The 12,689-nt window shown below is 30.9% G+C and carries 10 protein-coding genes; 5 read left to right on the forward strand and 5 right to left on the reverse strand.

Going from position 1 to position 12,689, the window contains the following annotated elements; genetic code table 11:
* Nucleotides 1-189 precede the first annotated feature (189 nt).
* Nucleotides 190-771, forward strand: coding sequence for a hypothetical protein (locus tag HNV10_RS12845; RefSeq protein ID WP_173301786.1), 582 nt, complete (start codon nucleotides 190-192; stop codon nucleotides 769-771).
* A gap of 152 nt (nucleotides 772-923) precedes the next feature.
* Here the strand turns inward: HNV10_RS12845 and HNV10_RS12850 are convergent, their stop codons facing one another.
* From HNV10_RS12850 to HNV10_RS12865, 4 genes are all read right to left on the reverse strand, one after another.
* The gene (locus HNV10_RS12850) at nucleotides 924-2,147 is read right to left on the reverse strand and encodes a DUF4272 domain-containing protein (protein ID WP_173301787.1); all 1,224 of its coding nucleotides are present in this window, start codon (nucleotides 2,145-2,147) and stop codon (nucleotides 924-926) included.
* A 67-nt stretch (nucleotides 2,148-2,214) separates the two neighbouring features.
* Nucleotides 2,215-2,940: a siderophore-interacting protein gene (locus HNV10_RS12855; RefSeq protein ID WP_173301788.1), complete on the reverse strand. Its 726-nt coding sequence runs from the start codon at nucleotides 2,938-2,940 to the stop codon at nucleotides 2,215-2,217.
* 231 nt (nucleotides 2,941-3,171) lie between these two features.
* Complete coding sequence (locus HNV10_RS12860) at nucleotides 3,172-4,464, reverse strand: OsmC family protein (protein WP_173301789.1); 1,293 nt, start codon at nucleotides 4,462-4,464, stop codon at nucleotides 3,172-3,174.
* Between the two features lie 80 nt (nucleotides 4,465-4,544).
* Nucleotides 4,545-5,114: a Crp/Fnr family transcriptional regulator gene (locus tag HNV10_RS12865; RefSeq protein ID WP_173301790.1), complete on the reverse strand. Its 570-nt coding sequence runs from the start codon at nucleotides 5,112-5,114 to the stop codon at nucleotides 4,545-4,547.
* A gap of 494 nt (nucleotides 5,115-5,608) precedes the next feature.
* Here HNV10_RS12865 and HNV10_RS12870 point away from each other — a divergent pair, with 494 nt between their 5' ends.
* Both HNV10_RS12870 and yidC read left to right on the forward strand, forming a co-directional pair.
* Nucleotides 5,609-7,225 carry a CTP synthase gene (locus tag HNV10_RS12870; RefSeq protein WP_173301791.1) on the forward strand — a complete coding sequence of 539 codons (1,617 nt, stop codon included), beginning with the start codon at nucleotides 5,609-5,611 and terminating at the stop codon, nucleotides 7,223-7,225.
* A 122-nt stretch (nucleotides 7,226-7,347) separates the two neighbouring features.
* Nucleotides 7,348-9,261 (forward strand): membrane protein insertase YidC, encoded by a 1,914-nt coding sequence (gene yidC / locus HNV10_RS12875; protein WP_173301792.1) that lies wholly within the window; start codon nucleotides 7,348-7,350, stop codon nucleotides 9,259-9,261.
* Nucleotides 9,262-9,503: 242 nt separating this feature from the next.
* Here yidC and HNV10_RS12880 read toward each other — a convergent pair whose 3' ends face one another.
* Entirely contained in the window at nucleotides 9,504-10,484 is a 981-nt protein-coding gene (locus HNV10_RS12880) for a fasciclin domain-containing protein (RefSeq protein ID WP_173301793.1), read from the reverse strand.
* A 64-nt stretch (nucleotides 10,485-10,548) separates the two neighbouring features.
* Between HNV10_RS12880 and HNV10_RS12885 the strand changes: the two genes are divergently transcribed.
* Both HNV10_RS12885 and mnmA read left to right on the forward strand, forming a co-directional pair.
* The gene (locus tag HNV10_RS12885; RefSeq protein WP_173301794.1) at nucleotides 10,549-11,259 is read left to right on the forward strand and encodes a toxin-antitoxin system YwqK family antitoxin; all 711 of its coding nucleotides are present in this window, start codon (nucleotides 10,549-10,551) and stop codon (nucleotides 11,257-11,259) included.
* A gap of 138 nt (nucleotides 11,260-11,397) precedes the next feature.
* Nucleotides 11,398-12,585 (forward strand): tRNA 2-thiouridine(34) synthase MnmA, encoded by a 1,188-nt coding sequence (gene mnmA, locus HNV10_RS12890; RefSeq protein ID WP_173301795.1) that lies wholly within the window; start codon nucleotides 11,398-11,400, stop codon nucleotides 12,583-12,585.
* The last annotated feature ends 104 nt before the right edge of the window (nucleotides 12,586-12,689 follow it).

Here is a 12,689-nt window from a genome sequence, read left to right on the forward strand (position 1 = left end):
TTTATGCAAAGTTAGCTCCTTCTTTTTAGAAATTATACACAAATCTAACTAAATTATGCTCTATATTAACAATCGGTAGGTTTGAGTGTTGTGTTTTGGGTAATTTTGAGTATAAATTGGTCAAATATGGTGTTTTGTAGCCCTTAAATCTCTTATACATTTGTAGTGTAATCATTAAAACAATTTATTATGAAAAATATATTAAAAAACAGTTTAGTAATAGTAGTACTTTTTACTTCTTTATTTACAAATGCCCATTCTACTTTAAGAATGTCTAAAGATGCTACAAAAACAATCTTAACATTAACTAATGTTAATGAAGGAAACGAATTATCAGTTAAAGATGCTTTTGGTCTTACTTTATATAGTGAAATGATTGAAAACACTGGAGATTATATTAAAGGATTTGATTTAACAGAGTTGCCAGATGGAAATTACCATTTTGAGTTATCTCAAGATTTAATACTTAAGACTATTCCTTTTTCAGTAGAAGAGAACAAAATTAAGTTTCAAAAAGAAAACGAAGTAACTGTTTTTAAACCATTTGTTAAATTAAATGATAATGTAGTATCCATCTCAAAATTAACTTTAAACAAGAAAGCTGTAAAAATTGAGATTTACTTTGATAATGAAGGTTATAGTTTATTACATTCCGAAACTATTGAGGGAACTCAAGACATTAAAAGAATGTTTAAATTAACTAAAAAAGGTAACTACAAAATTGTAACTAGATCTGAAGGTAAGACTTTTGTAGAGTACGTTAGCATATAATAAAAAAATACAACTAGTTTATTTTAACTAGTTAACATACTCATAAATAAATCAGTAGGTCGGAAAAGATAATCTTTTCCGACTTTTTTTATGCTATTTCTATTCTATATTCTTAAAAAGTGAATATAAATAGTTGTTATATGCCTTTAATTTTAAGTATCGCATGTTACATCATCCCAATCTGAATTCATATAATTTATGAGCCAATTAAGTGTGTAATGCCTTTCGTAAACTACACCACTGTTGACCTCTGTAATTTGTCTACCATTTATTCTGGCATCAACACAAGCCCAATCTAATCTGTAATACAAATCATTTGCGTTTAATATTTCGGTTTTAGTTCTTATGTTTTTTTGAGCGTTTATAAAGTCATTTGGGTCTTTGTTATTACCAATAGGATAATTTTCTATTGGGATATTATTTAAGTCAGCCATTTCATTTGGGAAACCTAAATTATCAACAATGTTTAAAGCCCACATTAATGTCCAAATACCTTCGCACTTCCATGTTTCTTGACTTTTTTTCTGGTCTGTTGGGTTTTCTAAAAAATCTATTTCCTTTGGTGTTACTTTATCCCACAAATTGAAATGTTTTAAAACTTCTATGGCTTTGTCGCCTGTAATGTTATTAAAAGCTACTCCATTTGTAATGGTTAATACAGATACTCGTTCGGCAATTTCTTTAGCAGTTCTAATAGTAGTTTCGTTTTCACTTTCTATACAGGGTAAATTATAGTTAATTTTTACTTGCTGCTGTTCTAAAATTCTTTCATTATTAGCTTTGCGAGTTGTTTGGTCTTCTGTTAGTTCTGTAGGCTCAGTATCATAATATTTAGAATCAATAGAAACATTTAAATCATCAATTTCGCAATTACCACTTGGGTCAATAATTAAATTAAGATTGGTATCTAAAAAATGTTGATTGCTTGATTTAGAAATTATAGTATTTGGTTGTGCAAAAATAATAGGGTCAAATGCTTTTGCTAATTGCTTTATAATCTCTTTTAGGTTTTTGGTTGTGCCTTTTTCTTGAATAAATGAGAACTCAGAATTTAAAGTCTGAACTTTACGTAGTAATAATTCCTTTACTTTTTCATTGTTTGTTGGTAAAGAAGATACAAAGCCATAAAGTCCTTTTAAGTTTTCGTTTAATGGACAATCTTCTGTGTCATGAATTTGATAATCTGGTTGCAGTCGTTCTCTGTAAGAAACTTTTAGGAAAGCGTCAGAGGAGAATAGACCACCTTTTGTTTTTATTTCTACAACTTTAAAATCATCTATTTCTGAATATGAAATTTTTGCTTTAGGAATATTACTTTTAAGTGTTTCTACTATTTTTTCTAATCCTAATTGGTGTGAGTAAAATGTGCAAATCATTGGTTGTATTTTCTTTCAAGCTCTATAGTAAGAAAACTTGTTGGTTTAAACAAACTAACATTTTAAATTATTCCAATCCTTTTTTATTTGGGTTCCAAAATGGTTTAGTCTTGATTTGCTCTGTTTTCCAATTTAGGTTTTTTCTAAAATAATTATTTAAAGCGATACATATTCTGCTGTCTCCAGCGATATAAACCATTTTTCGACCTTGCATTTTATTAATTAAACCTTGAAGGTTATCAATTATCTCGTTGTATGGGTTTAGTTGCATTTGGTAAAACTGAAAAGGTTTTGTACCGTCCACATCTGTGAATAATTCATTGATGTTTTGACTGTAAATAATACTCTCTACGTGTTTTTCTTTAGGTAGATTTCTATTAATTATATAGAGATGAGACAATGCAGATAAATCACCAATCATTAAATAACTATCTGCCGACTGGTCTATAGTAAATTTTCCTTTTTTCCATTTAAAGTGAATTGTATCTTGAGGTTTACAGTTTTCAACCCACTTTGTTCCTATGCCATTACCATGGGTTGCAATGGCCAAATCCATGGTTTTGTGATTTCTGTCAATATCCCAAACACTATAACTTCTTACTTTATCCTTCATGGGAATATCATCTTTCCCTATACCGACTCCTAATCTTAAAAAATGACCAGGAATAAATTCAATATTGCTTATACTATCACTTTTTATTCTGATTTTATAAACGGATTGAGACAGTTTTGTTTTTTGTGTTATTATTCCTTTTTCAAGCACTTTTTTCATTATAGATTCAACTATTCCCATTATCTGTTTTATTTATTTTTGATATTCAATAATTTTAGAATGTGTTTGATTCAAAATTCCTTTGAAAATATTTGGAAAACATTGACCAATGATAAAATCATTCATTTACATAAAGAAAGTAAATGATATTGATTGTTTTTTTAATATGAGGTAAGACCTATTCTAAATTAAGTAGTTTTAAAATAGGTCTTATTGGTTTTATTGAATTAAATTAAAATTGAACATAAGTTTTTAATTTAAAAGTTTTCCGTTTAGATATATATTAGTTTCCATTTCAGTTTCTTGTACAATACCTTCTCCGGCAAAACAACAACGAAGCGATTGGTTAGCAAATTGATTTGCTGAATTTTCATCTGTATCACTTTTAACTAAAATTCTCGTTGTAACCTCTGTCATCTCTCCTGTCATTGATGGTGTCATAAAATTGTTTTCAATGTAATTAAACTGATGTTCAACACTAAAATCATCAATTTTTATTCCCTTTTTCTTAAAGTACATCATATTAGGAGTAAGCTGACTCATTAAACAAAACGATGTACCTAAAGTAAAGTATTCTCTCGATGTAGGTGCTTTATTTAGGCCTTCGTAGCCACGACTATCATCAGCATATAGTTCCCAAGTTTCGTAGTTTTTAGTAAGTGATTTGGCTCTAATTCTATGTAGATATGGATGTTCATTATCATTTGCTGACTCTACAATACCGATTTCAGAAAATTTCATTTCTTTAGGAAAATCATTCATGTCCATTTCAAGATCTGCTTTTACTTTTATGGTCTCCAATTGTAAAGCTGGAGTTGTATTGGTAATAGTGAGTCCATTATCGATAGAAACTGGTGAAGGTATTTGGCCTGGTTGCGCTGCTTTTCCATCCCAATCATCTCCATTAATTATATTTGCTGCATCTATTTTAGTTTTATTAGCCAAGGATTCACCGATGGACCAAGCTTTAATTGCCATTGTTTTTAATGCTATGATGTTTTCGGCTGGCTCATCACTATCTATAATAATATTAGTAACTATTTTGTCTGTAAAACCAGCCCAATCATCAGTCATAATATCGCTCCATCTAAAAAAGAATTCTGTTTCTACTTTTACCTCTTTAACCTCCAAATTCATTATTTGAATACCTCTTTCTAATTGAGTTAATAAGTCTGATGCAGCTCCAGAAGTAAAGTATGTTAATGGGTTAGGTGCGCTCTGAGGGTTTCCGCCTTCATCACTTGTCATTTGCCATGTGCTTAAATTGTCTTCACCTATAGTTTTTACTACACCTTTTTTTAGAAAAGGCTTTTCTTTATTCAAAACTCTTTTTGTAGAAGTCACAACATTTTCACTAATTGCACCATTGACAGGTATTGCTATTGTAGGGTAAAATGTTGTAGGCTGGTTAAAATTATCTACCCTTTTTACTACTGAGTATTCTTTTGAAACTTGGTTTATGTTTTCTTGTCCGAAACTAGTTTCACTTCCGATTAAAACTGTTATTAGTAATATAATAACTTTAATGTTTTTTGTTGTTTCCATTGTTACCTTATTTAGTTTGTTAATAAGTAACAAAGTTGATGTATAATAACATCAAAAAGATTGACAAATGATAAATAAAATCACTTTTTGGCTTTTATTCTGCTTAAACTCTCTTGGGTAATACCAAGAAAGTGAGATAAATTTTTATTAGATAAACGTTGCACTAACCTTTTGTTATTTTTTAATAAATATTCATAACGCTGTTTCGCATCTAAACGCAAAAAAGTCTCTATTCGCCAATGATTATTAAGGTATGTGGTTTCAAGCATTTTTATATAAAAATCTTTAAAAACGGAACTCTTGCTTAGCTCTTTCTTAAAGTTGGTATAAGAAATCGCTAATAACTTTGTTGGTGTTATTGCTGTAATATATTCGTTAGAAGGTGTTTGTTTTATAAAGCTGTGTAAGGATGAAATTAATTGATTCTCAAAAGCAACATAGCGTATAGTTTCTTGACCATTTATATCAATAAAATTTGCTTTTACACTACCCTCAGTAACTAAATATAAATAACGACATACTTTACCTTCTTCAATTAGTATTTCATCTTTTGCAGCTTCAACATATTCAGAGTGTTTTATTATCTCAGAAATTTCATTTGAGGTACACTCGAATTGATTCGCAAAAAATTGTTCTAAGTGTTCGGTCATAAAAAGAAGATTTACAAAGGTTATTTAAACTATTGTAAGTTAATTAAAAAATGCATAAACAAGTAGAACAATGAATTGTAAATATTCCTGACTGATTTTAAATTACAGTTTTTTGTTTATTAGCTGTAGAGTTATAGTGGCCTTTGTTTGAAAACAATTTAACAAATAAAGTCCTAAAAGGATGTGCAGCTAAATTTAACAGAAATTGAACATCTATTTGCTTAGAATAAGCATTTATAATAAAAGACAAATTGTATAACAAAAGTTGTTAGTTTATGCCACATAAACAAGACTTCTTGTTATAATAATGAAGATTAGTTAAATGTAGATTGTAGATTAAAAATCTTAGGTAATCTATAACACTTTGAAATTCATTATTTAAGTTCTTAATTTAAAACATAATACATTAGAAAAAATAACATATTAACAAACCATAAACAAATAGGGAATAAGTCATTAAATTTCGTAATTTTGCCTGCGTTTAAAAACGTATCATGACTACAAACCCTAAATATATTTTTGTAACAGGAGGCGTGTCTTCTTCACTTGGAAAGGGCATTATAGCAGCATCTCTAGCTAAACTTCTACAAGCACAAGGTTACAGAATTACCATCCAAAAGTTAGATCCATATATAAATATTGATCCAGGAACTTTAAATCCATACGAACATGGCGAATGTTATGTCACCGATGATGGTGCTGAAACCGATTTAGATTTAGGACATTACGAACGTTTTTTAAACGTACCAACCTCACAAGCTAATAACGTAACAACAGGTAGAATTTACCAAAGTGTTATAGATAAAGAAAGACGCGGTGAGTTTTTAGGTAAAACCGTACAAGTTATTCCACATATTACAGACGAGATTAAACGAAGAATTCAAATCTTAGGTAACTCTGGTGATTACGATATAGTAATTACAGAAATTGGAGGAACCGTTGGTGATATTGAGTCTTTACCATACATTGAAGCCGTTAGACAATTAGAGTGGGATTTAGGCGAACACAACACGTGTGTTATTCATTTAACCTTAGTGCCTTATTTATCTGCTGCAGGCGAATTAAAAACTAAACCAACCCAACACAGTGTAAAAACATTGATGGAAAGTGGAGTACAAGCAGATATTTTAGTTTGTAGAACAGAGCATAAACTTAACGATGGGTTAAAAACCAAGTTAGCACGTTTTTGTAATGTAAAAAAGGAAGCCGTTATAGAATCTATTGATGCATCTACCATATATGATGTGCCAAACTTAATGTTAGAAGAAGGTTTAGATAAAGTGGTTTTAAATCAGTTGCAACTTAAAAGCGATGTGCCAGATTTAAAACGTTGGAACGAATTTTTAAAACGACATAAAAATCCTAAAAGTGAAGTTACTATTGGTTTAATAGGTAAGTATGTAGAACTTCAGGATTCTTACAAATCTATACTTGAAGCCTTTATACATGCTGGAGCAGAAAATGAAGTTAAAGTCGTTGTAGAACCTATACATTCTGAATATTTATCTGAAAGTAATATTGAATTTAAACTCGGTCATTTAGATGGTGTTTTAGTAGCACCAGGATTTGGTGAGCGAGGTATAGAAGGAAAGATTGAAGCAGTTCGTTTTGTAAGAGAACATAATATTCCGTTTTTAGGAATTTGTTTAGGTATGCAGATGGCAGTAATAGAATATGCCAGAAACGTCCTTAATCTCAAAGATGCCAACTCTGTAGAAATGGATGAAAACACATCAAATCCAGTAATCAACTTAATGGAGTCGCAAAAAGATGTAGTTAATAAAGGTGGTACCATGCGTTTAGGAACATGGGATTGTAAAATTGAAAAAGATAGTATAGCCTATAAGGTGTATAAATCTGAATTAATTACAGAACGTCACAGACATCGTTTTGAATTTAATAATGATTATAAAACGCAATTTGAAACAGCAGGACTAATGCCAACAGGTTATAATCCTGATACTGGTTTAGTAGAAATAGTAGAGATACCAGGAAATAACTGGTTTGTTGGTGTACAATATCACCCAGAATATAAAAGTACAGTAAAAAATCCACACCCATTATTTGTGTCATTTGTAGCTGCTGCATTAAAATATAAGAAAAAGAAATAATTATAAACGTGTCACTTTGGCGCACTATTAACTTTTGGATAGTTTTTTGGGTTGTTCAATTGTTACCATATAAGACCTGTTAGATTTTAAGATTTTGACAGGTCTAAAACTGAAAAATAAACATGGAAGAAAAGAAATTAGACACTAAATCTATAATTGGGTTTATCCTCATATTCGGGATTTTTGTATTTATGATGTACCAAAATCAGCCAACACCAGAAGAGATTGAGGCGCAGAAAAAAGCTGAGCAAGAACAAGTGGAAGCTGAAAAGAAGGAGAGTAAGCAAGAGGAATCTTTAGTTACCACCTCTAATGATTACGTCAATACGCAAGTTCTAGATTCTACACAAAAGGCTGCACTACAAAGTAAAGTTGGTTCTTTTGCCTATGCATTAACATTACCTTCTGCAGAAGACAAACAAACAACCGTAGAAACGGACGTTTTTGAATTAAAATTCAATAATAAAGGCGGACATTTAGCGCAGGTTAAATTAAAGAACTTTGTAGATTATGATTCTGTGCCAATTTATTTGGTAAAAGACAATAACAGTGCTTTTAATATTACATTTGGTACTTCAGATAATAGAACTTTAAATACACAAGATTTTCCTTTTGAGCCAACCGTAACTAAAAGTGGAGAGAATACGGTAGTTTCTATGAAACTTAAAGTCTCAGAATCAGCTTTCTTAGAATACCGTTACGAGTTGAAACCTAAGGATTATATGATTGATTTTTCAATTAAATCACAAGGTTTAAGTGGAGTTTTTAATACTTCTCAGCCTATTACTTTAGATTGGAAACAAAAAGGGATTCGTCATGCAAAAAGTATCACTTACGAAAACCGTTATACGAGATTAACGTATATGCATGATGATGGTAAGGTTGATAAATTAGCGCAAATGGGCGATGATGATGAAATTGTTGAAGATGTAGAGTGGTTATCTTACAGACAATTCTTCTTTAGTTCTATTTTAGTCGCTAATGACAGTCCGTTTAAAGATGTAGCCATGACATCTAAAAATTTAGTAGATGATGAAGAAATAGATACTTTATTTACAAAAACATACTCATCTAAATTGCCATTAGCTTACAATGGTGGAGAACTAAATAAGAGTTTAGGGTTGTATTATGGGCCTACAGATAGTAAGACACTTAAAGTTTACGATAAAGGTTTAGACCAAAGTATTCCGTTTGGTTGGGGAATTTTTGGCTGGATAAATAAAGCTATTTTTATTCCATTGTTTGGCTTCTTAAGTGGTTTCTTACCTTACGGAATTGCTATTATTGTAATGACTATTTTAGTAAAGATAATGTTGTCTTTTGTACAGTATAAACAATTTTTATCTCAAGCTAAGATGAAAATATTAAAGCCAGAATTAGATGCTGTAAGAGAAAAGTATAAAGACAATAAGCTTAAGGCACAGCAAGAAACAATGGCAATACAAAGTAAAGCAGGTGCAAGTCCATTAAGTGGATGTTTACCAGGTTTAATGCAGATTCCTGTTTTCTATGCCTTATTTCAGTTTTTCCCAACAGCGTTCGATTTAAGACAGAAAAGTTTCCTTTGGGCAGACGATTTAAGTTCTTACGATTCTATTTTAGAATTACCATTTAGTATTCCTTTCTATGGAAGTCATGTTAGTTTATTTCCAATTTTGGCAGCAGTTGCTATTTTCTTTTATATGAAGATGACAACAGGTCAGCAAACCGCAATGCAGCAACCAGCACAAGAAGGTATGCCAGATATGGGGAAAATGATGAAGTATATGATTTACTTCTCACCATTATTAATGTTAGTTTTCTTTAATAATTATGCGTCTGGTTTAAGTTTGTATTACTTTGTATCTAACTTAATTAGTATTGGTATAATGTTAGTAATTAAAAACTACATTATTGACGAAGAAAAGGTGCTAGCTAAAATTGAGGTAAGCAAAACAAAGCCAAAGAAACAAAACAAGTTTCAAAAGAAAATGGCAGAAATGATGGAGCAAGCCGAAGCACAAAAGCAAGCACAGCAAAAGGGTAGAAAAAAATAATACCAATAATTTCACATAACAAAAGCCTTAACAACTATACGTTAGGGCTTTTTTGTTTAAATATTTAGACTGTTTGTCTTAAAAGAAAACTGATGAGACTTAGAAAGCTTTGCGCACAGTTTATATTAAAACTACTGTGCTGCTCTTAACTTTAAATAGTAAAAGCCCAAACTTTTAGGTTTGAGCTTTTACATACTAACTATCAATCAACTTAAAATAAGGCTGTCAACCTTTTTTATTTTTTATTGTGGTGTTAAAATAACTTTATCTATCACATGTACAACACCATTAATACCTTGTATATCTACCAAAGAAACAACAATATTACTTACTCTATTATTAGCATCCGTTAATGTAAACATAGTATTGTCTGCTGTAATATCTCCTCCTAACGTAGCAACCGTTCCATTTGGTAAACCAGAAGACTGAATATTTCCACTTACAATATGGTAGAGTAATACATCATTAACAGTTGCTGTTCCTAAATCAGCTAAACCACTAATGTTTAATTCTGTTAATAAATCAGCAAAAGCATCATTAGTAGGTGCAAATACAGTAAAAGGACCAGCAGTTGCGTCAGAAACTGTATCTATATAAGGTACAGTTGGTGTTCCTGAGTCTGCATAAACTAAAGCATCAACTAAAGTAGATAAAGCAGGATTAGAAGTTGCAAATGTTGCAATAGTTGGTAAGCCAATAACTTCATTTACAATATGTACTATACCATTAGAAGCTGTGTTATCTGCGTTATTAACAGTAGAGACTCCATTTAAAACTACACCATTAGTTGTATTAAAGTATAAACTTAAATTTTCTCCATTTGGTCCCGTTGCTCCTGTGTTAGTGTAACCAGAACCAGCGTTTACTAATGCTGTTGAGTTAATAGTTTCACCTATTATAACATGATTTAATAAAATGTTTCTAACAAGAGCTTCTTCAGCTGTAGATAAATTATCTAAATCTAATCCTGTTGCTGCCAGCAAATCAGCAAAAGCTTCATTAGTTGGTGCAAAAACTGTAAAAGGACCACTACCTTGTAAAGTTGTTACTAAATCTGTAGCTTCTAATGCTGCGGCTAAAGATGTTAAATTGTTCGCAAGTGCAATATCTACAACTGTTGTAGGTGCTGTTGTTCCGTTGTCGTCATCATCACTACAAGAAGTAAATGTAACCGCTAATAGAAATACTGCAAGTAATTTGAAGTTTTTTGAAATAATTTTCATTGTTTTGAGTTTTTAAAGTGTTCAACATTCAAACTATATTAAGTTTGTTTAACGAAATTACAAAATGATTAAACAAAAAGTATTTTTACTCTTCTTTTTTACAATAACTTTAACAACTGTTTATGCCCAAAAAACAGTGAATCAATTCGATAAAGCCGGTAAACGTCACGGTTTATGGACTAAAAACTACCATAAGACTGACCAAAAACGTTACGAAGGGTATTTTGTCCATGGCAAGGAGGTTGATTCCTTTAAATACTATACATTATCTGGTGGTAAAAGCGTGCTGAGCGCTGTAAAAGTCTTTAATATAAGCGATAGTATAGCAGATGTTACCTTTTTGGCTTCTACTAAAAAGGTGATAAGTAAGGGGAAAATGAATGGCAAACGTTTTATTGGTAAATGGGTGTTTTATCATAAAAATTCTTCAACCATAATGATTACCGAAAATTATAATGAGGAAGGATTATTAGAAGGTGAGCGTTTTGTTTATTTCAAAAATGGAAAAGTTGCAGAAAGCGCTAACTATAAAAATGGTGAGTTGCATGGTGAATCAAAATGGTATTCAGAACAAAACGTTTTGCTTAGACATGCAAATTATAAAGAAGGTGATTTAGAAGGAAAAACCATTCATTACAATTCTGAAGGTGATGTTGTTTCTGAAGGTAATTACAAGCAAAGTAAAAAAGATGGCATTTGGAAATATTACAAAGCAGGAGAGCTTAATAAAAAAATAGACCATACCACAGGCGAAATTATATATAAGAAAGAATAGTTTTAAGCTATACAGTCTATAGAATTTGAAAATGGTAATCTTATAAAGATTGCCTTTTTTATTTTGTAATTTTGCCGAAGTTTTTTAGACTAAGATTTTTTAAACTAAAACGAGATTCCTGTTTTACAGGGAATGATTATGAAAAGAGTTATAGTAGGACTTTCAGGAGGTGTAGATTCTAGTGTTGCAGCTTATCTTTTAAAAGAGCAAGGCTATGAAGTTATTGGGCTATTTATGAAAAATTGGCACGATGATTCTGTGACCATTTCAGATGAATGTCCATGGTTAGAAGACAGCAACGATGCTATGTTGGTGGCAGATAAATTGGGTATTCCTTTTCAAACTGTAGATTTAAGCGTTCAATATAAAGAGCGTATTGTAGATTATATGTTTAATGAATACGAAAAAGGACGTACACCAAATCCTGATGTGTTATGTAATCGCGAAATAAAGTTCGATGTCTTTATGGACATCGCACTAGAATTGGGTGCAGATTATGTTGCAACTGGTCATTATTGCAGAAAAGCAACCATTGAAAAAGACGGAAAACAAATTCACCAACTTGTAGCTGGTGCAGACAATAATAAAGACCAATCTTATTTTCTATGTCAATTGTCGCAACAGCAATTAGCAAAAGCATTATTTCCTATTGGAGAATTACAAAAACCAGAGGTTAGAGAAATAGCCAAAGCGCAAGATTTAATTACTGCCGAAAAGAAAGATTCTCAAGGCTTGTGTTTTATAGGAAAAGTTAGGTTGCCAGAATTTTTACAACAACAATTAAAACCAAAAGAAGGTGATATTGTTGAGGTTGATTCTAGTTTTGAAATTTACAATCGAGCAATTCCCGAATTCAATTCTAAAGAAAATGAATTAGAATTTTTGTCTAAAAAACCAACCTATACTATTACCGACGGAAAAAAGGTAGGTAAGCATCAAGGTGCACATTATTTTACAAAAGGTCAACGAAAAGGACTTGGTGTTGGTGGTACTGTAGAGCCTTTATTTGTTATAGATACAGATGTAAAAGAAAATGTTATATACACAGGTCAAGGAAAACAACATCCTGGATTATACAGAAATGTATTGTTTGTTTCTAATGAAGAATTGCACTGGGTAAGAGAAGATTTAGCCTTAAAAGAAGACGAAACTTTAGACGTCATGGCAAGAATCCGTTACAGACAAAATTTAGAAAAAGCTACCTTGTATAAAGTCGCTTCAGGATTATACGTAGAATTTGAAAATAAACAATCTGCAATAACCGAAGGTCAGTTTGTAGCTTGGTACATAGAAGACGAATTATTAGGTTCAGGAGTAATTTCTTAAGTATAAGTGTGAAAAGATTAAGTTTATTATTTTTACGAGCAATTACTTAACTTGCAATTGAAGTTTTAATTGAGTTATTTTTATTTCAAGATTTAAAAACTTGA

This window comes from Winogradskyella litoriviva (assembly GCF_013249065.1).
Classification (GTDB): domain Bacteria; phylum Bacteroidota; class Bacteroidia; order Flavobacteriales; family Flavobacteriaceae; genus Winogradskyella; species Winogradskyella litoriviva.

Excerpts from the sequence above, each read along its gene's own strand:
- HNV10_RS12870 (WP_173301791.1), top strand. The coding sequence starts at position 5,609 with ATGACTACAAACCCTAAATATATTTTTGTAACAGGAGGCGTGTCTTCT.
- HNV10_RS12845 (WP_173301786.1), top strand. The coding sequence starts at position 190 with ATGAAAAATATATTAAAAAACAGTTTAGTAATAGTAGTACTTTTTACT.
- HNV10_RS12865 (WP_173301790.1), bottom strand. The coding sequence starts at position 5,114 with ATGACCGAACACTTAGAACAATTTTTTGCGAATCAATTCGAGTGTACC.
- mnmA (WP_173301795.1), top strand. The coding sequence starts at position 11,398 with ATGAAAAGAGTTATAGTAGGACTTTCAGGAGGTGTAGATTCTAGTGTT.
- HNV10_RS12885 (WP_173301794.1), top strand. The coding sequence starts at position 10,549 with ATGATTAAACAAAAAGTATTTTTACTCTTCTTTTTTACAATAACTTTA.
- HNV10_RS12855 (WP_173301788.1), bottom strand. The coding sequence starts at position 2,940 with ATGGGAATAGTTGAATCTATAATGAAAAAAGTGCTTGAAAAAGGAATA.
- yidC (WP_173301792.1), top strand. The coding sequence starts at position 7,348 with ATGGAAGAAAAGAAATTAGACACTAAATCTATAATTGGGTTTATCCTC.
- HNV10_RS12850 (WP_173301787.1), bottom strand. The coding sequence starts at position 2,147 with ATGATTTGCACATTTTACTCACACCAATTAGGATTAGAAAAAATAGTA.
- HNV10_RS12880 (WP_173301793.1), bottom strand. The coding sequence starts at position 10,484 with ATGAAAATTATTTCAAAAAACTTCAAATTACTTGCAGTATTTCTATTA.
- HNV10_RS12860 (WP_173301789.1), bottom strand. The coding sequence starts at position 4,464 with ATGGAAACAACAAAAAACATTAAAGTTATTATATTACTAATAACAGTT.